18 protein-coding genes are annotated in these 21376 nt (G+C 63.4%); 11 read left to right on the forward strand and 7 right to left on the reverse strand.

From position 1 onward, the window contains the following. Window positions 1-588: 588 nt before the first annotated feature. On the forward strand, window positions 589-2172 hold the full coding sequence (locus ACIQWO_RS08465; protein ID WP_402821943.1) for a phosphatidylserine/phosphatidylglycerophosphate/cardiolipin synthase family protein: 1584 nt from the start codon (window positions 589-591) through the stop codon (window positions 2170-2172). Window positions 2173-2478: 306 nt separating this feature from the next. Here ACIQWO_RS08465 and ACIQWO_RS08470 read toward each other — a convergent pair whose 3' ends face one another. The 4 genes from ACIQWO_RS08470 to ACIQWO_RS08485 form a co-directional block, all read right to left on the reverse strand. Beyond that, window positions 2479-4992, reverse strand: coding sequence for a TonB-dependent siderophore receptor (locus tag ACIQWO_RS08470; protein ID WP_402821946.1), 2514 nt, complete (start codon window positions 4990-4992; stop codon window positions 2479-2481). A 148-nt stretch (window positions 4993-5140) separates the two neighbouring features. Beyond that, on the reverse strand, window positions 5141-6139 hold the full coding sequence (locus tag ACIQWO_RS08475) for a FecR domain-containing protein (RefSeq protein ID WP_402821949.1): 999 nt from the start codon (window positions 6137-6139) through the stop codon (window positions 5141-5143). Next, complete coding sequence (locus ACIQWO_RS08480; RefSeq protein ID WP_402821952.1) at window positions 6136-6660, reverse strand: sigma-70 family RNA polymerase sigma factor; 525 nt, start codon at window positions 6658-6660, stop codon at window positions 6136-6138. Before ACIQWO_RS08480 ends, ACIQWO_RS08475 begins: the two co-directional genes overlap by 4 nt. Before the next feature lie 165 nt (window positions 6661-6825). Beyond that, entirely contained in the window at window positions 6826-7539 is a 714-nt protein-coding gene (locus ACIQWO_RS08485) for a M24 family metallopeptidase (RefSeq protein ID WP_402821955.1), read from the reverse strand. A 275-nt stretch (window positions 7540-7814) separates the two neighbouring features. Here ACIQWO_RS08485 and ACIQWO_RS08490 point away from each other — a divergent pair, with 275 nt between their 5' ends. Continuing rightward, window positions 7815-8783 (forward strand): GlxA family transcriptional regulator, encoded by a 969-nt coding sequence (locus ACIQWO_RS08490; protein ID WP_402821958.1) that lies wholly within the window; start codon window positions 7815-7817, stop codon window positions 8781-8783. 79 nt (window positions 8784-8862) lie between these two features. Here the strand turns inward: ACIQWO_RS08490 and ACIQWO_RS08495 are convergent, their stop codons facing one another. Then, window positions 8863-9483 (reverse strand): hypothetical protein, encoded by a 621-nt coding sequence (locus ACIQWO_RS08495; protein WP_402821961.1) that lies wholly within the window; start codon window positions 9481-9483, stop codon window positions 8863-8865. Between the two features lie 180 nt (window positions 9484-9663). On the opposite strand from ACIQWO_RS08495, the gene paaA reads away from it, so the two are divergent. The 8 genes from paaA (at window position 9664) to ACIQWO_RS08535 (ending at window position 16158) form a co-directional block, all read left to right on the forward strand. Next, entirely contained in the window at window positions 9664-10671 is a 1008-nt protein-coding gene (paaA, locus tag ACIQWO_RS08500; RefSeq protein WP_402821964.1) for a 1,2-phenylacetyl-CoA epoxidase subunit PaaA, read from the forward strand. Between the two features lie 58 nt (window positions 10672-10729). Further along, window positions 10730-11026: a 1,2-phenylacetyl-CoA epoxidase subunit PaaB gene (paaB, locus tag ACIQWO_RS08505; protein WP_039393802.1), complete on the forward strand. Its 297-nt coding sequence runs from the start codon at window positions 10730-10732 to the stop codon at window positions 11024-11026. A 63-nt stretch (window positions 11027-11089) separates the two neighbouring features. Then, window positions 11090-11893, forward strand: coding sequence for a 1,2-phenylacetyl-CoA epoxidase subunit PaaC (gene paaC, locus ACIQWO_RS08510; protein ID WP_402821968.1), 804 nt, complete (start codon window positions 11090-11092; stop codon window positions 11891-11893). A 16-nt stretch (window positions 11894-11909) separates the two neighbouring features. Then, complete coding sequence (gene paaD / locus ACIQWO_RS08515; protein WP_150663556.1) at window positions 11910-12518, forward strand: 1,2-phenylacetyl-CoA epoxidase subunit PaaD; 609 nt, start codon at window positions 11910-11912, stop codon at window positions 12516-12518. A gap of 55 nt (window positions 12519-12573) precedes the next feature. Then, window positions 12574-13662: a 1,2-phenylacetyl-CoA epoxidase subunit PaaE gene (gene paaE / locus ACIQWO_RS08520; RefSeq protein ID WP_150663557.1), complete on the forward strand. Its 1089-nt coding sequence runs from the start codon at window positions 12574-12576 to the stop codon at window positions 13660-13662. A gap of 140 nt (window positions 13663-13802) precedes the next feature. Then, on the forward strand, window positions 13803-14591 hold the full coding sequence (locus tag ACIQWO_RS08525) for a DUF1835 domain-containing protein (RefSeq protein WP_402821973.1): 789 nt from the start codon (window positions 13803-13805) through the stop codon (window positions 14589-14591). A gap of 9 nt (window positions 14592-14600) precedes the next feature. Further along, on the forward strand, window positions 14601-15257 hold the full coding sequence (locus ACIQWO_RS08530; RefSeq protein WP_150662004.1) for a TetR/AcrR family transcriptional regulator: 657 nt from the start codon (window positions 14601-14603) through the stop codon (window positions 15255-15257). Window positions 15258-15501: 244 nt separating this feature from the next. Next, the gene (locus ACIQWO_RS08535; protein WP_039393809.1) at window positions 15502-16158 is read left to right on the forward strand and encodes a GNAT family N-acetyltransferase; all 657 of its coding nucleotides are present in this window, start codon (window positions 15502-15504) and stop codon (window positions 16156-16158) included. 81 nt (window positions 16159-16239) lie between these two features. On the opposite strand, the gene ACIQWO_RS08540 is transcribed toward ACIQWO_RS08535, so the two are convergent. Together ACIQWO_RS08540 and ACIQWO_RS08545 are read right to left on the reverse strand one after the other, a co-directional pair. Beyond that, complete coding sequence (locus tag ACIQWO_RS08540) at window positions 16240-16728, reverse strand: Lrp/AsnC family transcriptional regulator (protein WP_150662005.1); 489 nt, start codon at window positions 16726-16728, stop codon at window positions 16240-16242. Window positions 16729-16970: 242 nt separating this feature from the next. Continuing rightward, complete coding sequence (locus tag ACIQWO_RS08545) at window positions 16971-17180, reverse strand: hypothetical protein (RefSeq protein ID WP_039393813.1); 210 nt, start codon at window positions 17178-17180, stop codon at window positions 16971-16973. Window positions 17181-17809: 629 nt separating this feature from the next. Between ACIQWO_RS08545 and ACIQWO_RS08550 the strand changes: the two genes are divergently transcribed. Further along, complete coding sequence (locus tag ACIQWO_RS08550) at window positions 17810-21376, forward strand: indolepyruvate ferredoxin oxidoreductase family protein (protein ID WP_402821981.1); 3567 nt, start codon at window positions 17810-17812, stop codon at window positions 21374-21376.

The following is a 21376-nucleotide window of genomic DNA, read 5'->3' on the forward strand; positions in this document are numbered from 1 at the left end:
TATCGGTTGTTTAATTTTTAAAGATCAATCGCATCTGACTTCACTTCGTCGCTTAATTACCGCGCCGTCGCTTCGTTTTCTGCGTCGCTGCATCAGCAGCAGAGAAGTGAGATTATGTCGCAGCTTCTCGTCGTCGTCAACAGTTTTTTTCGCTTTCTTCGTTCGTCGCCGTAGCGACTCACAAGCTCCAAAACCACTAACCACCGGGCTTTCCAGCCCGTCGCTTCAACCGCTTCGCTGCTTTCGCTGCGTCGCTGTCGTTGCGAGAGACGGAATATTAGTGAAAACCCGGAACCCTGGCAAGCACTTTGTGAAAATAATTTGAAAAGGGCAAAAAAAGGCCCGCGTCGTGAGCGGGCCAAGATCCATGGGACAGGACACATGGAGGAGACGGATTCACTGTATCCGGCCCGGCCCCGGCGACGCAACGAATGAAATCGCATATGCTTCCTGGAAGCTTCCCTATATGGAAAGGCGAGGCCTGCGTCGAAGTCTGCCCCCTACCTCTATATAAGAGCGTTTGAGATGTTCCTAACGCACGCCCTTCTGTCTTGCGTCGTCCAGCCGGTTCGCCGTTGGCGCATCGGGATGCTCATTCCGCTCGCCATCCTGGCCGGGGCATGCACGTCGGTACGTCCGCCGCCGGAACCGTCGCAGTGGACGTCCCACACGCCAGCCGGTACGCCGGGTGAACTGGCCACCGCCCTAGCCCCCGCCATTCGCACGCATTCGGGCCAATCCGGCTTCCAGTTACTCGCGACGGGGTCCGCCGCCTTCACCACGCGTCTCGCGCTCGTTCAATCTGCCCAGCACAGTCTCGACGTGCAGTACTACAGCGCGGGCGAGGACGTCACCGGCCGTCTGCTGCTCCAGTCGCTGATCTACGCCGCCGACCGCGGCGTGCGCGTGCGCATGCTGGTCGACGACATCAACCGTCGCCACACCGACCCGGCCTTCGCCGCGCTGGACCAGCATCGCAACATCGAGATCCGGGTCTTCAATCCATTCGGCACCCGTGACACCACGCTACTCGAACGGGCGGGCAACCTCCTCACTCAGTTCGACCAGCTCAACCGCCGCATGCATAACAAGGCGCTGATCGCGGACAACCAACTAGCGATCGTCGGCGGCCGCAATCTGGGAGACGAATACTTCGACGCCAATCCCGACCTCTCCTTCCGTGACTTCGACCTGTTGTGCGCCGGACCCGTGGTCGACGCCATCTCCCGTAGCTTCGACCACTTCTGGACGAGCCCGCAGTCCTACCCCCTCAAGCAAGTCCAGTCGAAGATCGACAAGGAGACGCTGGACGCTACGCGCGACGCCCTCGCCCAACACTGGCACGACGCCGACAACGTCCCCGCCGGGCACGAAGCCCTGAACCAGCCGCCCCTCGCCGCCGGATTGCGCGACGGCTCCGTTCCGCTCTTCTGGGCACCCGCCGAACTCGCCGCCGACACCCCGGACAAACTCGACGCCCCCGCCACCGAAACCCAGAGCGCCCCAGCCGACAAACTCCGCCAGCTCGCCGCGAAGGCGCAAAGCGAGGTGCTGATCATCTCGCCCTACTTCGTGCCGCTGGACGGCGGCGTCCGGTTCCTGTCGACGCTGGCGCAACGCGGCGTCAAAGTCCGCGTGCTGACGAACTCGCTGGCGGCGACCGACGTCGTCCCCGTCCACGCGGGATACGCGCGCTATCGTCCGGCCCTGCTGCAAGCGGGTATCGAACTGTACGAGTTCAAGCCGATCCGTTCCGACGACGGCGAGCGCCCCACGCGCCGCGTCACGTTTGGCGGGTCTTCGAAGGCTAGCCTGCATGGCAAGGCATACGTCATCGACCGGCGCGACGTCGTCCTCGGCTCGTTCAACCTCGACCCTCGCTCGGTACGGCTGAACACCGAACTGGCGATCGTCATCCATAGCGCCGAATTCGCCGAGCGCATGGCGCGGATCTTCGACCGGGCGACGTCACCACGCAGCAGCTTCCGTGTCGAACTGGCACCGCCGGGCACAGCGCCGCCCACGCCGACGCCACCAACAATGCCCGCACTTCGCTGGGTCGGCGAGGAGAACGGCAAGCCGCGCATCTTCGACGTAGAACCCTATGCGACCTTCGGACGAAACGCTGTCGCTGGCGCGTTCACGCTGCTCCCGAGCGACGACTTGCTCTGATCCGCAACACTCATCCACCCGTTGCGCCTCGCCGATGTTCTGGGCATGAGCAACGTGACACCTGCGTCGCGCCATTCGCACGGCCATCACCCTCGCGCGGCATCCCTGCATCGACGCCGCGCCGATACGAACGCCTCGCCGGTCGACGGCACTACCAACGCCACAACATCAGGCGGTACAACAAGCCGCCTGAATGGACCGCCCCCACCCACCTGACCCTCCCCAAAAGCAAAACCGCCGCCCCGGTCTCCCGGGTGCGGCGGTTTCTCTATATAGAGACGACGAAGAGCGAGCCTGCGCCGTCGATCAGAACTCGAACGTCGCCGACAACGTCGCGGAGCGTGCGTCGCCGATGGCCACGACCGTCTGGCTGACGCTCGAAGGGTAGTACGTCTTGTTGAACACGTTCTTCACGTTGAGCTGATAGTGGACGGGATGTCGTCCGATCTTCGTGTCGTACGTCGCGAACACATCGGCGACGAAGTACGCAGGCAGCGTAAAGCTGTTCGCCGAATCGCCCGGACGCGACCCAATGTACCGACCCACGGCCCCAAGCCGAAGATTGCCGCTCCCATCGCCCAACACGGGGCCCCAGTCATACACCCCGGCCAGCGACGCCGTATGTCGGGCCGCATTGACCAGCGTGTTGCCGGTGTACACCGGATCGTCGGTGATCTTCGCGTCAATGAACGCGTAGCTCGCGATCACGTTCCAGCGCTGCCCGATGCGTCCCGACACATCCAGCTCGACGCCCCGCGAGCGCGCCGCCCCGGACGTGCGCCAGTCCAGCGTGCTGCTCCCGGGCACCGCCTGCGACACCAGCACGTTGCGCTTGTCGATATTGAACACCGCGAGGTTGCCGCTCAGCCCGTTCGGCATGTCGAGTTTCGCCCCGACCTCATACGACTTCGCGTGCTCAGGCGCAACGTTCGAGTCGATGACCACGCCGGTCGACAACGGCGCGATGGTGGACGTCGGCTTGAGCGACTCGGAATAGCTGCCGTAGAACGACAGATACTCCCGTGCCTTGTAGACGACACCCGCACGCGGCAGCCACTTCGAGTCGCTGATGTTCGTATTTTCCTTGAACGGTCGTCCCTTGCCTGCGATCTGGCTATACGTCAGCAACCGCACACCGCCGACGACAATCCAGCGATCGGTCAGATGGATGGCGTCCTGGAAGAACAGTGACGCGTCATGCAGCGTATCGGTCTGATCGCTATCGGCGGCGGACACCGTAGTCGGGATCACCTCGCAGCCGTACACCGGATTCAGATAAGAGAACGTGCACTTCGCGGCCTGACGCAGCAGATCGCGCCGATAGATGCGTCGATACTCCCAATCGCCGCCGAATTGCAGGTCGTGACGCATCCCGGCGAGCATCACCTTGCCGTCGAGATACGCGGTACCGAAGCTATCGGTGCTGTCCGAGCCGAGCGTACCGTCGTTACTGCGCGAGACGATCCCGGTCGTGGAATTCACGCCGGTAATGCGCAACTGCCCCGCGTCGTACGTCTCGGTGTTGTAGCTGTAGCCGAAGTGCGCCTTCCAGTCCGGATTGAACTGATGGTCGACGGTGATCTGCGCCAGATGCGACTGCCCGGCCATTTCGTTGTGGACGTCATCCAGACGCTCCCGCGTGGAAATCGCCAGCGGCCGGTTAGTCTTCGGGTCCAGCGCGGTGCCACGGTCGAACGGCGTCAGAAAATTACGGTACTCGTAGGAGGCGACGACCTGCGTATCGCGTCCGTAATAGGCGAGCGTCGGGGCGACGAGCGTCTCGCGCTGCGAACCGAAGACGCGCCAGTACTGCTGATTGTTCTGATCGACAACCAGCCGGTAAGCCAGCCCTGAATCACCGATCGGACCGGTCGTATCGAGCGTCTCCTCGACGCCGTTCTTACCGTGCCCATACGTCGTGCCCGCCACGCTCACTGCGGTGTACGGCTTGAGCAGGGGACGCTTGCTCACCACGTTGATCACACCACCGGGGTCCATGATCCCGTAGAGCAGCGACGTCGGCCCCTTGAGCACTTCGACCGAATCCGCGTTCGCATTCAGCCCGCGACCCTGCACGAGCGGCATACCATTGTGCATGATCGAGCCGTCTCGGTTGCCGCCGAAGCCGCGCTTGAGCAGCGTGTCCTGCGTACTCGCCAGCGTATTGCCCTGCACGATGCCGCTGACATTGATCAGCGCGTCGTCCAGCGTGCGGGCGCGCTGGTCAGCCAGCACCTGACGCGGCACCACGTTAATGGCCTGGGGGATGTCGAGGATCGGGGTGTCCGAGCGTGTGACGTTCGCGTCCACCGGCAGACGGTAGGCATCGGACCACGCCTGACCCTGCACGTGCGTCGTCGGCAGTGCCACATCACCCGAGCCGCCACCGGCAGCCAGCGTCGCGGCCGCCGGGGCTGCCTGCGGCACGAGCGTGTAACCGGCCCCCTGTGGCGACGCCGTCAGTCCGGTGCCCGCCAGCATCTGACCGAACGCCCCCGGCACATCGAAGCGGCCTTGCACGCCGGGGCTCTGACGCCCTGCCGTCAGGGCAGGCGTGTACGTCAGCAAGATGCCCGCTTCGCGTCCGAAGCGTGTGAGCACGGCATCGAGCGACCCCGCCGGGATGTCATAAGCCCGTGCAGCGGCAGCGACTTTGGCCGTCGCGGGCGCCTGATCGGGCGTCTGCGCATGGGCGACGCCCGCGCCAAACGTCGAAGCGAACGACGCAAACGTCAGCGCGACACCAGCGCAGACGCGGCGTCGACGCAATCCGGCAGAAGAGCGCGGCAGTTCAGGGAAAGCAGGTGAAGCAACGGCCATGATGTGAGATCTCGTTCAGGCAATGGAAAGAAGGTTTCACTTCCCTTGTCACGCGAGACCGGCAAATCAGCTCACTGACCGTAAAGAAATTTGAAAAAAATGGCGGGACGTCCGCCGACGGGTGCTCAGGCGTAGTGCATCCGACCGCTCATCCGCGAGGTCCGACCGTCACCCAGTACCGCGTGACGGACGACACCGATACCGGCAATGCGTGCGGCAGCACGCCGAGAATGGCGTCGATATCGGCCAGCGGATACGTACCGGAGACGCGCAGCGACGCCACCGTCGGATCGCACCGCAGATAGCCGCGTCGATAGCGGGACAGTTCGGCGAGGAACGTGTCGAGCCGCATGTCGACGGCGACGAGCATGCCGTCGGCCCATGCGCCGTCGCCATCCGCAAGTGGCAAGGTCGCCTCGACGCCCCGTGCGCTGAACGTCGCCTGTTCGCCCGCGTGGACGATTCGCACGCTCGCTTTGTCATCTGAGGGTGCGCCTTGCGGTGTCACGCGCACGGCGCCTTCGAAAACTTGGACGGAAGCGTCACTACCACCATCGATCTGACGCGCGACGAAACGCGTTCCCAGCGGTTGGAGCGTGCCGTGTGCCGTGGCGACGATCAACGGCCGGGGAGGCACATGCGCCACGTCCTTGCCGGTCGTCACCATGATTTCGCCTTCGACGAGGCCGATGCGTCGCACGTCGCCGTCCATCGACAAACGCACGGCGCTGCGGGTATTGAGGACGAGCGTCGTGCCGTCGGCCAGACGCAGTGTGCGTCGCTCGCCCGCCCCGGTGCGCGCATCGGCGCGCAGCCATTGCACCGCCATCGGATCACTGGCGACCCACGCGCCGGTGCCGACGAACAGCGCACCGACGACGGCCTTCACCGCCATACGGCGTCCGCGCGAGCGAGGTGCGCGCAGCGCCGCCTGCGCAACGGCCGCCCCCAACGTGCCCGACACATGACGCATGCGCCGGTCGGCGTTCTCGATGTGAAGCCACGCGCGGTCATGCTCCGGATTGGCGGCCCGCCAGCGCGCGCACGCGGCGCGCAGCGTCTCGGTAGCGTCGGTGTTTTGCAGCGTCACCCACCATTCGACGGCTTGCTGGGCAATCGTCGTGTCGAACGTCGCGGATCGCGTCATACCGTCCCCATCGCGAAGAAACACTGCGTGCCCGCGCGAACGAGGTGACGTTTCACCGTCGCCAGTGAAATGCCGAGTTCGGCGGCGATTTCGGGATGCGTGAGGCCGTCCAGTTGCGCCAGCAGGAAGGCGCGCTTGACGAGAGGCGGCAGACCGTCGAGACAGCGGTCGATTTCGAGCAGCGTCTCCAGCACGATAGCCCGCTCTTCGGGAGACGGGGCAAGGGCTTCGGGTTGTTGCGCCAGGGCGTCGAGATAGGCGCGTTCGATCTGCTCGCGTCGCCAGTAGTTATAGAGGACGCGCTGCGCGACGGTCGTCAGGAACGCGCGCGGCGACGCCAGCAGGCGTGGCGGATCGCGCTCCAGCAGACGAACGAAAGTGTCATGCGCGAGATCGGCCGCGCGATGCGAGCAGCCGGTCTTGCGATGCAGCCAGCCATGAAGCCAGCCGTGATGATCGTTGTAGAGTCCCTGCAGCGTGTTCAGCGAAGTGTCGCGCTGCAGCGTGTCGTCGGCGGGCATACGCCCCTCCTGTCCCCGGGCCAGGTGTGGCCGTAAGGCTCAGGCACCGTTTTGCAAATGAGAATCGTTCGCAGTATAGCAAACAAGTTTCACTCGCATAGGACGGACCATGCACCGCCGTCGCTACGCGTGGCGCGTACGCGACAGCGGCATCCGCCGACGCGCTTAGTAATAGGCGTCCTCAAGCAGCATGTCTTCGAAGAACGCACCGAAACGCTGCTGCGGATCACGCAGGTGGATTTCCAGAATCCATCGCATGGCCGACGGCGTCGTCTCGAAGTCCGCCAGCGAGCCGGTGTGAATCGCGGCGTGAGGGAAGTCCGAGACGCGGTGCCCGGGCAGGTCGAAGTTCAGCGTCCAGCCCATACGGCGCGCGACGTCGTCGGCGTAGGCATAGAGCGCCTGTCCGGTCGACCCTTCGCGCTGCCACTTCTGACGGACGTCGTGAAACAGCGCCTCTGCGTCGCGGGCGCAGCGCTCGAATTCGTCATGTTGACCGACGACGAAGCTCGCACCGCCGTCGCCTTCCCACGCTTCGAAGCGCGGTGCGATGTCGATGAAGAAGAGATCGTTCTCGCCGAGCACGACACCCGGCTCGGACGGCTGGCGCATCGGCTTCAGCGTGTTTTTGCCGAAGCGAACGCGCGTCGGGTGCCAGCTCAGTTCGAGTCCGGCAGAAGTCAGCACGCCCTTGGCCATGACGACGGCGTCTTCCTCGACCATGCCGGGACGCACGTTCGCTGCGATATCGCGAATCGCGGCGCGGGTCTTGTTGCGGGCGGCGAGCATTCCGGCGACGGAGAACGCGGGGCCGACGCGCTCGGCCAGTGAGGCTTCGTCCGGGTAACGGACGGCGGCGGAAGTCACTTGATTCGACATCGAATACCTCTCGGTGGATGTGGTTGTTCTGGGGGCATGCGACGGGGTTGCCGTCGCTGAGAGCATTCTCGAATCGCTGCTACGCCGCGCCGGGCAACGCGAGCGGGACGATCAGGCCAACCAGCGGCATCTTCGTGCCAGCGTCCGGCCGACATCTTCCCTATGGGCCGCTTTCTGCCAAAATGGGTCGCATCAACGCCAGTGTTTCTCCGTCGCGTAGCCGCCGCTTAGCCATCGCTAATCCGCCAACCTGAACCGTCTTCCACCGAATCGCCATGATCCGTAACGTCACCCTGCTGGTGTTTCCCGGCGTGCAATCGCTCGATGTAAGCGGCCCGCTGGACGTCTTCGCCGAAGCCAATCGCTTCCTGCTGCCCGGCGATCAGTATCAGACGGAGGTCATCGGCACGCAGCATGGGGCCATTGCCTGCTCGAACGGCATGGCGTTGCTGCCGCGACGTCACTATCAGGACGTCGGCGGACACGTCGATCTGCTGCTTGTGGCGGGCGGTCCGTCGCTGCTGACGGACGATCTCGGGCCGAATGTCTATCGCTGGCTGAACGACATGGTCCCGCGCGCACGACGCTACGGCTCGATCTGCAACGGCGCGCTGATCCTGGCGGCGGCGGGCCTGCTCGACGGCAAGCGCGTGACCACGCACTGGAACGACGTCGACGTGCTGGCCGAGCGTGCCCCCGGCGCGAACATCGAAGTCGACCGGCTGTTCATTCAGGACGGGAGCTTGTACACCTCGGCGGGTGTGACGGCCGGGATCGATCTGTCGTTGCATCTGCTGGCGCAGGATCACGGGCAGGAGGTGGCGCTGAACGTGGCGAAGCGGCTGGTCGTCTTCACCCAGCGCGCGGGTGGTCAGTCGCAGTTCAGCCCGTACCTGACGCCCTACGCCGAGCCGAACTCTCCCGTCGCGCAGGTTCAGCATTACGTGCTGGAGCATCTGGCCGAGCCGTTGTCGGTCGGCGATCTGGCGGCAGTGGCGAAGATGAGCGTGCGCAACTTCTCCCGGGTATTCGCACGCGACGCGGGTGTGACGCCCGCCGACTTCGTGAGCGCCGCCCGTGTCGACGCCGCACGCGTGATGCTCGAGAACGGCAACGCGCCGCTCAAGACGGTTGCCTGGGAATGCGGCTTCGGCGACCCGCACAACATGCGCAAGGTCTTCCAGCGCCGCTTCGGCGTGTCGCCGCAGCAATACCGCGAGAATTTCGGGCAGCCGCAGGGGTGAGCAATGATGACGAAGTCGAGTCTTCCAGCTACAAACTCGGGAAAACTCGACTGACGTTCGGCTGGCTGGCGCCAACTCGTCATTTCTCTGCGAGCAGGAAGAGCAGCGGCGTGGCAATGAAGAGCAGGGACAAAATCAGTCTGGAAAGCCAGTGCATTCGCTTCACTCGACGCAGAAATGCACCATCGCCGTCGTTCGGTGCCATCATGGCCCCCAAGCACCAAACCGCGAAATTCAACGCCAACGCCAGTGAAAGCAAGAGAATTCCGCCAACGGCCATCGCCAACGCTCGCCAAAATTCGACCTTGGCGGCAGCCTCAGGGAAGCTTGTGACAAGCAGGCCCGCCAAGAGGCCAAACATCAGATTGCCAATGCCGTAGGTGCCATTAAGCGCCCCACGCGCAGCACTTGTCATGCACCGGACGCCTGGAAACATCAAACCGAACCCGAAGAGCACCGTGCCGAAGGTACCAACAACGTTCCACAGCGCCGGGCCAATGCCCTCGGAGACGGCGCCATTCAGATAATGCGATGGCAAGTGCTCACCAAAGCAAGCAATGCCGATGACCGCAAAAAACGACGGAACGGCCCACTCGAGGCCTGCCCGCACCCCCTGCATCAAAACCTCTCGTGGCACTGAAGCACCTCCGGCCAGAACCGAGACTTGAGAGCGCATGTAGTTGCTGAATTGATTCGACATGGAGCGTGTTCTTCAAAAGTAAGTGGAGTTCAGTATAGGCAGCGCTTCTTCGCATGAATGGCTACAGTGAATCGTCGCCCCCAATCACCTCCCCGGCCTAATGGAAAACATTTATTGACCGACCGGCCGGTCGGTTTATAATGCGTTCCATATCCCCACATGCCGCGGAGGCCTTCCTCTATGTATACGCAAGCCATCGATCTGGCCGGCAACAGCCCCAAGGGCGTGCAAGCCCTGAGCGAGGCCGAGCAGACGCAGCAAGCTCGCTTCGACGCACGCGTCGCCGCCGACCAGAAGATCGAGCCGCAGGACTACATGCCTGCCGAGTATCGCAAGACGCTCGTTCGCCAGATCTCGCAGCACGCGCACTCGGAAGTCGTCGGCATGCTGCCGGAAGGCAACTGGATCTCGCGCGCGCCCAGCCTCAAGCGCAAAGCCATCCTGCTCGCCAAAGTTCAGGACGAAGCCGGTCACGGTCTCTATCTCTATTCCGCCGCCGAAACGCTCGGCACGTCGCGCGACCAGATGATCGACGCCCTGCACTCGGGCAAGGCCAAGTACTCCAGCATCTTCAATTACCCGACCCTCACGTGGGCCGACGTCGGTGTGATCGGCTGGCTCGTCGATGGCGCCGCCATCATGAACCAGGTGCCCCTGTGCCGCTGCTCGTACGGTCCGTACGCGCGCGCCATGATCCGCGTCTGTAAGGAAGAGTCGTTCCACCAGCGTCAGGGCTTCGACGCCCTGCTCGCCATGATGAGCGGCACGCAATCCCAGCGCGACATGGTGCAAGAAGCCGTGAACCGCTGGTGGTGGCCGGTGCTGATGATGTTCGGCCCGAGCGACAAGGAATCCATCCACAGCACCCAAACCATGAAGTGGGGCATCAAGCGCATCTCGAACGACGACCTGCGTCAGAAGTTCGTCGATGCCGCCATCGAACAGGCCAAGGTGCTCGGCGTGAGCTTCCCCGACCCGGATCTGAAGTGGAACGAAGACCGCAAGGCGCACGACTACGGCGAGATCGACTGGAGCGAATTCTGGCGCGTGGTCGGCGGTGACGGCCCGTGCAACAAGGAACGTGTCGGCACCCGCGTGGCCGCCCACGAGAAAGGCGCCTGGGTGCGCGATGCCGCCCTCGCCCACGCCGCGAAACAGCGCCAGCGCGCCGAGAAGCAAGCGGCATAAGCAAGCTGCATAAGCGGTTGCAAGAGCGCGCCGCCCTCACAAGACATCAGGAACGATCATGACGCAAGCAAGCAACAAGGAATGGCCCCTCTGGGAAGTGTTCGTGCGCAGCAAGATGGGCCTCGAACACAAGCACAGCGGCAGCCTGCACGCCGCCGACGCCGAGATGGCGCTGCGCATGGCGCGCGACGTCTACACGCGCCGTCAGGAAGGCGTGAGCATCTGGGTCGTGCCGTCGGTCGCCATCACGGCCTCGGCACCGGAAGACAAGGCCGAGCTGTTCGATCCGGCCGCCGACAAGATCTACCGTCACCCGACCTTCTACCAGCTGCCGGAAGAAGTGAACCACATGTAAGCGGCTGCGCGCCGACGTGACGAAACGCACGTCAATGGCGCGCCCCAAGCGAGACCCCAGAACATGAAACCGACGCAGGAACACCTGTCCTATCTGCTGCGCCTCGCCGACAACGCGCTGATCCTCGGTCAGCGCAACGCGGAATGGTGTGGTCACGGCCCCGTGCTGGAAGAAGACATCGCGCTCACCAACCTGAGCCTCGATCTCATCGGCCAAGCACGCATGCTGTATCAGCACGCCGCCCAGCTCGAAACCGAACTCACCGGCTTTGCGAAGCAGGAAGACGACTACGCCTTCTGGCGCGACGAATTCGCCTTCCGTAACTGGACGCTCGTCGAGCTGCCCCACTACGGCCCGACCGCCGGTACCACGGCCGCCGAGCGCGATTACGCCGTCACCATCGTGCGCAACTTCCTCTACTCGGCCCTGATGGTCGAAGTGTGGCAAGCACTCGCGCAATCGGCAGACGAAACGCTCGCCGCCATCGCCGCCAAGTCGGTCAAGGAGGCGCACTACCACCTGCACCACGCACGCGACTGGCTCGTGCGCTTCGGCGACGGCACGGAAGAATCGCATCGTCGCGCACAGGCCGCGCTCGACTATCTCGTGCCGTACATGAACGAGATCTTCAAGCGCGACGCGCTCGAAGACACGGTCGCCGCTACCGGTACCGGCGTGACGATGGCCGATCTGAAGGACGCATGGCAAGCCGTCGTGGGCGACGCCCTCGCGGAAGCGACGCTTACCGCCCCGGTCGGCGGTGCGTTCGAGAGCACGGGCAAGTTCGGCCATCACTCCGAGCACATGAGCTATCTGCTCGGCGAGATGCAGGGTCTGGCCCGGCAGCATCCCGGCGCCACCTGGTAAGCCACGCGCGCACATCATGCCTACGACGAACCTGTTTGCCGACGCGATGACGAATCTGCCGCTCACCCCTCCCGTTGCGCCTGACGTGCTCACGCCGGCCTCGGAGGCGTCGCTGCCGCTCGCCTGGCAAACGCTCGAAGCCGTGCCCGATCCGGAGATTCCGGTCGTGTCGATTCGGGAGCTCGGCATTCTGCGCGATGTGCGCGTCGTGACGAACGACGAAGGCCGCGCGGCGTTCGAGATCGTGATTACACCCACGTACTCGGGTTGCCCGGCGATGCAGCAGATCGCCGAGGACATCGCTGCGGCCATGACGCGCGCAGGCCTCGGCCCGTGGCACGTCAAGACCGTGCTCGCCCCCGCGTGGACGACGGACTGGATCAGCCCGGAAGCCCGTGAAAAGCTACGCGGCTACGGCATTGCGCCGCCCACAGGGGCGCAAGCCGTGTCGGCCGACGCGCCGCGCAAGATCACGTTCTACGGCCGTCCGAAAGACGGCGTGCCGTGCCCGCACTGCGGCTCGACGCATACCGAAGTCGTCTCCGCCTTCGGATCGACCGCCTGCAAGGCGCATTACGTTTGCCGCACGTGCCAAGAGCCGTTCGACTACTTCAAGCCATATTGATTGGCCAGATTGACCTCGCGTTGACCCCGCGTTTGACCCAATTGGGAAGCTGACAATGACGACCCCGCAATTCCATTCGCTGACGATTCGCGAAATCCGGCCCGAAACCGCCGACGCCATCTCCATCGCCTTCACGGTGCCGGACACGCTGCGCGACGCCTATCGCTTCACGCAAGGCCAGTTCCTCACGCTCAAGACCGAGATCGACGGTGAAGAAGCCCGTCGCTCCTACTCGATCTGCGTAGGCGTTCCCGAATACGAAGCCACGGGCGAACTGCGCGTGGGCATTAAGCGCGTGCCCGGCGGCAAGTTCTCGAACTTCGCGAACGATCAGCTCAAGCCGGGACAGCAACTCGACGTGATGACGCCGGACGGCCGTTTCTTCACGCGTCTGTCGGCCACCAACGCCAAGCATTACGTCGGCTTCGCCGGTGGCTCGGGCATCACGCCGATGCTGGCGCTCATCAAGACCACGCTCGCCACGGAGCCGGACAGCCAGTTCACGCTCGTCTACGGCAACCGCTCGGTGCCCGCGATCATGTTCGCCGAGTCGCTCGAAGACCTGAAGAACACTTATCTGGGCCGTCTGCGTCTGTATCACGTGCTGTCGGACGAAGCACAGGAAGTCGAACTGTTCAACGGTCTGCTCAATCAGGACAAGTGCAGCGCGTTCCTGGAGACGCTCATTCCGGCCGCGAGCATCGACGAAGCCTTCATCTGCGGCCCCGGCCCGATGATGGACGCCGCCGAAGCCGCCCTCGCCGCCGCCGGTGTCGCCAAGGAAAAGATCCACGTCGAGCGTTTCGGTGTGCCCTCGCCGCAAGCGGGCGTCAAGCCGGTCGTCATCACCGACGACACGCCGATGGCCGAGCTGGTCGTCGTGATGGACGGCAAGGAACGTCGCCTGCGTCAGCCGTATGAAGGTCAGAGCATTCTGGATACGGGTCTCGCCGCCGGTCTGTCGCTGCCGTACGCCTGCAAGGGCGGCGTGTGCTGCACCTGCCGCGCCAAGGTGCTCGAAGGCGAAGTCGCCATGGAAAAGAACTACACGCTCGAAGACTACGAAGTCGAACAGGGCTTTGTGCTGACGTGTCAGGCGCGTCCGCTCACGGAGCGCGTCGTGGTCAGCTACGACGAGCGTTAATCGAACGCCTGTTTGCCGTCGCGTGCGAACGCGACGGCAACGCGAGCGAAACTTGCGTGAAATCCCGCCAATGCGTCGATTATTCCTGGCATTACGGGAGCGTCAACCCGAGGTAGCGGGAATACCGTAAACTACCGGGCATGAATACCATCCATGTCGTCTGTGGCGATATCGCCGCGCAGCAATTGCGTGCGGCGATGGCGCAAGCGCAACGCGCCGACCCTGTCCTGGTTCTGCGCGACGATCTGGCCATCGGCCCGTTGCGTGAGATCGACGAGAACGAACGCCAGCGTGCCGCTTTCTGGCAACGCGTCATCCCGTCGGCCGGTCGCGACTACGCCGGAGAGCTGCGTGAGGAACTGGCGTCGCTGCAACGCCTCGTCGAAGGCGACAACGCGGTGGTGTGCTGGCACGGCGACAGCGCGTCCGATCAGTTGACGCTGCGTCGCGTGGCCTTCATGCTGCGCGGCACGCCCGCCCGCCTGAACGAGATCGTGCTGCGTGGCAGCGACCTGACAGGTGCGGTAAGCGGGAGCGACGCCAACCGCCGCACCAGCGTCGGCATGTATGCCCCGGAGGTGCTAGCCGAGCGCTTCGTTCGCATTGCCCCGATTTCGCTGCTGCGCATTGGCCGTCTGTCGCTGGAATGGCGGGCGCTCAAGCAAGTGAATACGCAGGTCCGTCGCTGGGTGCACAACACGTTCGAAGGCGCGACGTTCGCCGAGATCGACGATCAGATTCTGAACCGCGCCCCGGTGACCTGGACACCGATGGCGGCATTTCTCGGTGAAATGATGCCGCGCGTCGAAGGTTTTTTCGCCACCGACAGTTTTCTTTTGTGGCGCTGCCGCGAACTCGGTGCGGCAGGCCGACTCGCGTTACGCGGTGACACCACGGCCGCCGCCGCGTGCGATTTACGACTGGAGTAACCCCCGTTTATGGCACGTACCAAAGCGCCCGATCACGAATCGCAGCGCGAACAGATTCTCGACGTCGCCGCCGACGCCTTTGCCCGCGCGAGCTATCCGAGCACGTCGATGTCCGAACTGGCCGCCGCCTGCGGCACGTCCAAGGCCCGGCTGTATCACTACTATGCCAGCAAGGACGCCATCCTCTTCGATCTGCTTGAGCGCTACACCAAGCGCCTGATGCTGATCGTCACCGAGGTCGAGGCGCTCGGCCAGCGTCGCGGTCTGTCGGAGCGTGACACCTTCCACGAACTGATCCGTGCGTTCCTCGACGAGTACGAGACGTCGCAGACGCGTCACATCGCCCTGCTCAACGACGTCAAGTTCCTGAACGACGAGCAACGCGAGATCGTGCTCAACCGTCAACGCGACGTGGTCGCCGCGTTTGCGCGCCAACTCACGCGCGCGTTCCCCGACCGAGTCGCCAAGCACAATCAGACCGCGCTGACGATGATGCTGTTCGGCATGATCAACTGGACCTTCACGTGGCTCAAGCCGGGCGGCCGCATGCGTTATCGCGACTTCGCCAACGAAGTCATTGCGGTGCTCGAACATGGCCTCGCGGCCCCGTTGCCCGACGGCATCGAAGCCGCCATTCCGGCCCCGGCGATGCCCGCGAAGTCATAATCAGAGTTAGTGATCACTTACGCAAAAAGGGCGAATTTTCGCCCTTTTTTGTTGCCGCGCAGCAACTCTTATAGAGGAGTCACCCGGTGTGAAATCCAGAAAAGACGCCATTCTTCAGAGACTTAGACACTTCCCTCCACGGTCTGGACTTAATTTCCTAGGGTTTTTACCTAGCCCTTCGGGTATAATTCTTTTGCGTCGCACAATCAGGTGGACGCACTAAAGATTACCCAAGGATTACGCCATGACTGCCCCGAACCACACGCCCGACGTCGCACGCGCGACGGTTGCCGCCAACGAGCGGTCGAGCGTGCTGATTCGTGAGCTGACGTCCGGCGACATCCATCGACTCCAGCGCCATTTCCTGGCGCTCGGCGAAGAAGATCGCCTGCTGCGCTTCGGTCAGGCCGTCTCCGACGACATCATCACGCGCTACGTCGCCAGCCTCGATTTCTCCCGTGACAGCGTGTTTGGCGTCTATGACGACAATCTCGCGCTCGTCGCCGTCGCTCACGTCGCCCAACTGCCGGAAGGCAAGAACGGCCGTGTCGCGGAGTTCGGCGTCTCGGTGCTCGAATCGGCCCGTGGCCTGGGCATCGGCTCGCGTCTGTTCGAGCGCGCCGCGATCCATTGCCGTAACAAGCGCGTCGACACGTTGTACATGCACTGCCTCTCGCGCAACGCCCGCATGATGCGCATTGCGAAGAAGGCTGGCATGGAGATCAACTTCGCCTACGGTGAGGCAGACGGCTACCTGAGCCTGCCCCCGGCCGACACGCAGTCGATGCTCTCGGAAATGATGCAGGATCAGATCGCCGCGTTCGATTACGCGCTCAAGCGTCAGCTGCGCAACGCGCGTCGTCTGGTCGGTGCACTGCTGCCGAATCAGCGCGCCGCCTGAATCCCGGCCTGACGCTTCGGCGTCGCCCATGAAAAAACCCGGCCTCGGCCGGGTTTTTTTCTTTCGTTCGTCGAACGCAGTTCAGGGCAACGGCAGCGCCGTCGTTTCCTTCAACTGATCGAGCACGAAGCTGGTTTTGACGTCCACCACGCTCGGGTGCACTAGCAGTTGGGTCTGCATGAAGCGCGAGAAATGCGCCATATCGCGCACATGCACGCGCAGGAGATAATCCATGTCGCCCGCCATCGCGTAGCAGCCGACGACTTCCGACCACGAATCGACGACGCTGCGGAAATGTTCGATCACCGAACCGCCCTCCCCGTCGCCGGGGTGACGCTTGTCGAGTCGCACGTTCACATAGGCCAGCAGTCCAAGCCCAAGCCGTGTAGGCTCCAGCAAGGCGACGTAGCCGCGAATCACGCCCGCCTCTTCAAGGCGACGAATACGACGCAGGCAAGGGCTCGGCGAGAGCCGCACCTGCTCGGCGATTTCGAGATTGGAAAGACGCCCGTTGCTTTGCAGCAAGGCGAGAATCCGCCGGTCGATCTTGTCCAGTTCCAGCTTTGACATACCCCCTCCCTGTTTTTGGTATTTATGCGCAATATTATTGCGCATAAACCCACTTATCAGGAAGTTGGTGTCAAAAATAGCCAGTTACGGGAGATTACAGCAGATGAGAATCGAGAAAGAGGGCAAGAAAAAGGCGCCCGCCGCTTCCGGCTGCGCCCTGTGTCTTTCAACGACTGAGGGTTCTGAATGGATCGCCGACGTAGCCGTTCGGCGGTCGATTCGGGTGGATCGGGCCGATGGGATTATCGGCGCTGGAATTCTCGCGGGTCGATCGTGCGCTGGTCGAGCGGGCCTTCGTAACGCTGCGGCGTTTGGGTGGTGCGCTGCTGCGTAATGGGGGTAGGTTCGGCCGTCTTGTCGCGCGCCAGTTCATCGGCGCGGGCGACGCTCACTTCCAGGGTCAGGAACGAAGCGGAAACCAGCAGGAATTTGGCGATGTTTCGTTGATTCACAGTGACTCCTTCTTACGTGTCGCTTTGTTGTTGCTGCGTGCTCTCACAGCACGCTATGAATGTGCCCGGGGTGACGATAACGGTTTTGTCACGCATCGGGTAACGCATTAGTGAGCATTCTGCCCGCTACGTTCCCGTTCGCCCCGCACCGTTACACGTTGTTACCCCCGTGTCAGAAGGCACCGACAAGCGTACGGTTGCCGACATAATCGCGACACAATGCCGCCATTTTGGGGAGGAATCCTAAAACAAGGAAGCGGCTCAATGCCGCACCTGTCGCTTATATGGGGGGTGTCCGGCCAGAAGACCAGACAGGGTTTACGCCAGACGTCTTACGTTTACGTAAACGTCATAATCCTCGTTATACTGCCGTCGATCGGCAACCCATGGAACGTCACCGCCACCGTCATCCGTCGTCAGGCAATGGCATGACACCGGTGCTACCATGAGTCCGACTGGCATCAGCATCACGAAAAAAGGCCCCGCCCGACGAGTGACATCACGAATGTGAGCCCTCGGAAGCGCAAAACCAAAAGGCCGGCATTCACGCTGCCGTCCTGCTTCACGAGAGCGGGAGGGGCAGGAAGTTTTGGCGATCCCAAAATCAGTGAGAGTGAGGAGCACACCCCATGAACGCCCCCGTCAATCCGAGCTTGCTGGCCGCACTAGAATCGGTCACGCTCGACGACAAATACACGCTCGAGCGCGGTCGCGCTTACATGAGCGGCATCCAGGCCCTGGTTCGACTACCGATGTTGCAGCAGGCGCGCGACGCCGCTGCCGGGCTCAATACCGCAGGTTTCATCTCGGGCTATCGCGGCTCGCCGCTGGGCGGTCTCGACCTCTCGCTATGGAAAGCGAAGCAACACCTCGCCGGTCATAACATCGTCTTCCAGCCGGGTCTGAACGAAGACCTCGCGGCCACCGCCGTGTGGGGCTCGCAGCAGGTCAATCTGTATCCCGCCAAGTTCGATGGCGTGTTCTCCATGTGGTACGGCAAGGGCCCGGGCGTCGATCGTTCGATGGACGTGCTCAAGCACGGCAACTCGGCGGGCTCGTCGAAGCACGGCGGTGTGCTGGTGCTCGCAGGCGACGACCACGCCGCCAAATCCTCCACGCTCGCGCACCAGTCCGAACACGTCTTCAAGGCGGCCGGTATCCCGGTGCTGTTCCCGTCGAACGTGCAGGAGTACCTCGACTACGGTCTGCATGGCTGGGCGATGAGCCGCTACTCGGGCCTGTGGGTCGCGATGAAGTGCGTGACGGACGTGGTCGAGTCGTCGGCCTCCGTGATGATCGATCCGCACAACGTCGACATCCGTCTGCCGAACGACTTCATCATGCCGCCCGACGGCCTGAACATCCGCTGGCCCGATCCGCCGCTGGTGCAGGAAGCGCGGATGATCGACTATAAGTGGTACGCCGCCCTCTCCTACATTCGCGCCAATAAGCTCGATCGCGTGACGGTCGACTCGCCCAATGCGCGCTTCGGCATCATGACGGGCGGCAAGGCGTATCTCGACGTGTGTCAGGCGCTCGCCGACCTCGGTCTCGACGATGCCACGTGCCAGCGCATCGGCATCCGTCTGTACAAAGTGGGCTGTGTGTGGCCGCTCGAAGCGCAGGGAGCGCGCGCGTTCGCACAAGGGCTTCAGGAAATTCTGGTGGTCGAGGAAAAGCGTCAGATCCTCGAATACCAAATCAAGGAAGAGCTGTACAACTGGCGCGACGACGTGCGTCCGCGCGTGTACGGCAAGTTCGACGAAAAGGACGGTGCCGGTGGCGAATGGTCGGTGCCGATGGCCAACTGGCTGCTGCCCGCGCATTACGAACTCTCGCCCGCGCTCATCGCGAAGGCCATTGCCACGCGTCTGGAAAAGTTCGAGTTGCCGAGCGACGTGCGCGAGCGCATCGCCACGCGTCTGCGTGTGATCGAAGCGAAAGAACAGGCGCTGTCCAAGCCGCGCATCGCCGTGGAGCGCAAGCCGTGGTTCTGCTCCGGCTGCCCGCACAACACGTCGACCAACGTGCCCGAAGGCTCGCGCGCCATCGCAGGCATCGGCTGTCACTACATGACCGTGTGGATGGACCGCAAGACGGACACCTTCTCGCAGATGGGCGGTGAAGGCGTGCCCTGGATCGGTCAGGCGCCGTTCTCGTGCGACGAACACATCTTCGCGAACCTCGGCGACGGCACCTACTTCCACTCGGGTCTGCTCGCAATTCGCGCAGCGATCTCGTCGAAGGTCAACATCACCTACAAGATTCTGTACAACGACGCGGTCGCGATGACCGGGGGCCAGCCGGTCGACGGTACGCTCTCCGTGCCGCAGATCGTGGCGCAGGTGGCGGCCGAAGGTGCGGCGAAGATCGTCATCGTGACGGACGAACCCGAGAAGTACGACGGCGTGAAACTCGTCGGCGACATTCCCATTTATCACCGCAGCGAACTCGACCGCGTTCAGCGCGAACTGCGTCTGGTGAAGGGCACGTCGATTCTGGTTTACGACCAGACGTGCGCCACCGAGAAGCGCCGCCGTCGCAAACGCGGTGCATATCCCGATCCGGCCAAGCGTGTGGTCATCAACGAGTCGGTCTGCGAAGGCTGCGGTGACTGCTCGGTGAAGTCGAACTGTCTGTCGGTGGAGCCGCTGGAGACGGAATTCGGCACGAAGCGTCAGATCAACCAGTCGACGTGCAACAAGGACTTCTCGTGCCTGAACGGCTTCTGCCCGAGCTTCGTGACGGTGGAAGGCGGCCAGCTCCGCAAGCCCAAGACGGCACAGGTCGACAGCAGCGGTCTGCCGCCGTTGCCGGAACCGGCACTGCCGACGATTGCGCGTCCGTACGGCATTCTCGTCACGGGCGTGGGCGGCACAGGCGTGGTGACGATCGGCGGCCTGCTCGGCATGGCCGCGCACCTGGAGAACAAGGGCGTCACGACGCTCGACGTGACCGGCCTCGCCCAGAAGGGCGGCGCGGTGACGAGCCACGTGCAGATCGCGCAACAGCCGGAAGACATTCACGCCACGCGTATCGCCATGGGCGACGCGCGCGTGGTGATCGGCTGCGATGCGATTACGACCGCCAGCGACGACACGCTCTCGCGCGTCCAGCACGGCGTGACGAACATCGTCGTGAACAGCGCGCACACACCGACGGCCGAGTTCATCCGCAACCCGAACTGGCGTTTCCCCGGCGCAAGCACGGAGAACGACATCCGTGCGGCGGCGGGCGATAACGTCGATTTCGTCGACGCGAACCATCTCTCGCTGCGACTGCTCGGCGACACGATCTACACGAACCCGTTCGTGCTGGGTTACGCGTGGCAGAAGGGCTGGGTACCGCTTTCGTACGCAGCGCTCACGCGCGCCATCGAACTGAACGGCGTGGCCATCGAGAAGAACAAGCAGGCGTTCGAGTGGGGACGTCGCGCCGCACACGACCTCGCCACGGTGCGCAAGCTCGCGCAGCAGGGTGAAGCGCCCGAGTCGTCGGCCACCGGCGGCAAGCTGATCACGCTGCATTCGCCGCGTGCGCTCGATTTGCTGATCCAGCGTCGCTACGACCAGCTCGTCGCGTATCAGGATCGTGCCTACGCAGAGCGCTTCAAGCAGACGGTGGACCGTGTGCGTGCGGCCGAATCGGCGCTGCCGACCGAGAACGCGCAAATGCCGCTGACCGAAGCCGTCGCCCGTGCGCTGCACAAGCTCATGGCCTACAAGGACGAGTACGAAGTCGCACGTCTGTACACCGATCCGGCGTTCATGAAGAAGTTGAACGAGCAGTTCGAAGGTAACTTCTCGCTGCGCTTCCACCTTGCACCGCCGTCGCTTGCCAAGCATGACGACAAGGGCCATCTCGTGAAGAAGGCGTACGGTCCTTGGATGATGAAGGCGTTCGGCGTGCTGGCGAAGTTCAAGGGCCTGCGTGGCGGCGCGTTCGACATCTTCGGCCGGACGGAAGAGCGTCGCATGGAGCGCGCGCTGATCGGCGAGTATGAGACGCTGGTGAACGAACTGCTGTCGCGTCTGAACGAGCACAACGTCTCGCTGGCCGTGCAACTCGCGGAGCTGCCGCAGGAGATTCGCGGCTACGGGCACGTGAAGGAGCAGAACCTCGCGGCCACGCGCATCAAGTGGACGAAGCTGCTCACGCAGTTCCGCGATGGCAATTCGCATCGCGTAGCGGCTTGA

Origin of the sequence: Pandoraea sp. NPDC090278 (assembly GCF_044772185.1) — a bacterium.
Classification (GTDB): Bacteria; Pseudomonadota; Gammaproteobacteria; order Burkholderiales; family Burkholderiaceae; genus Pandoraea.

Bases quoted from the DNA above. Each gene is read 5' to 3' on its own strand.
- ACIQWO_RS08495 (WP_402821961.1), bottom strand. From the start codon at position 9,483: ATGTCGAATCAATTCAGCAACTACATGCGCTCTCAAGTCTCGGTTCTG.
- paaE (WP_150663557.1), top strand. From the start codon at position 12,574: ATGACGACCCCGCAATTCCATTCGCTGACGATTCGCGAAATCCGGCCC.
- ACIQWO_RS08465 (WP_402821943.1), top strand. From the start codon at position 589: ATGCTCATTCCGCTCGCCATCCTGGCCGGGGCATGCACGTCGGTACGT.
- paaA (WP_402821964.1), top strand. From the start codon at position 9,664: ATGTATACGCAAGCCATCGATCTGGCCGGCAACAGCCCCAAGGGCGTG.
- paaC (WP_402821968.1), top strand. From the start codon at position 11,090: ATGAAACCGACGCAGGAACACCTGTCCTATCTGCTGCGCCTCGCCGAC.
- paaB (WP_039393802.1), top strand. From the start codon at position 10,730: ATGACGCAAGCAAGCAACAAGGAATGGCCCCTCTGGGAAGTGTTCGTG.
- ACIQWO_RS08530 (WP_150662004.1), top strand. From the start codon at position 14,601: ATGGCACGTACCAAAGCGCCCGATCACGAATCGCAGCGCGAACAGATT.
- paaD (WP_150663556.1), top strand. From the start codon at position 11,910: ATGCCTACGACGAACCTGTTTGCCGACGCGATGACGAATCTGCCGCTC.
- ACIQWO_RS08470 (WP_402821946.1), bottom strand. From the start codon at position 4,992: ATGGCCGTTGCTTCACCTGCTTTCCCTGAACTGCCGCGCTCTTCTGCC.
- ACIQWO_RS08525 (WP_402821973.1), top strand. From the start codon at position 13,803: ATGAATACCATCCATGTCGTCTGTGGCGATATCGCCGCGCAGCAATTG.
- ACIQWO_RS08550 (WP_402821981.1), top strand. From the start codon at position 17,810: ATGAACGCCCCCGTCAATCCGAGCTTGCTGGCCGCACTAGAATCGGTC.
- ACIQWO_RS08475 (WP_402821949.1), bottom strand. From the start codon at position 6,139: ATGACGCGATCCGCGACGTTCGACACGACGATTGCCCAGCAAGCCGTC.
- ACIQWO_RS08540 (WP_150662005.1), bottom strand. From the start codon at position 16,728: ATGTCAAAGCTGGAACTGGACAAGATCGACCGGCGGATTCTCGCCTTG.
- ACIQWO_RS08480 (WP_402821952.1), bottom strand. From the start codon at position 6,660: ATGCCCGCCGACGACACGCTGCAGCGCGACACTTCGCTGAACACGCTG.
- ACIQWO_RS08535 (WP_039393809.1), top strand. From the start codon at position 15,502: ATGACTGCCCCGAACCACACGCCCGACGTCGCACGCGCGACGGTTGCC.
- ACIQWO_RS08490 (WP_402821958.1), top strand. From the start codon at position 7,815: ATGATCCGTAACGTCACCCTGCTGGTGTTTCCCGGCGTGCAATCGCTC.
- ACIQWO_RS08485 (WP_402821955.1), bottom strand. From the start codon at position 7,539: ATGTCGAATCAAGTGACTTCCGCCGCCGTCCGTTACCCGGACGAAGCC.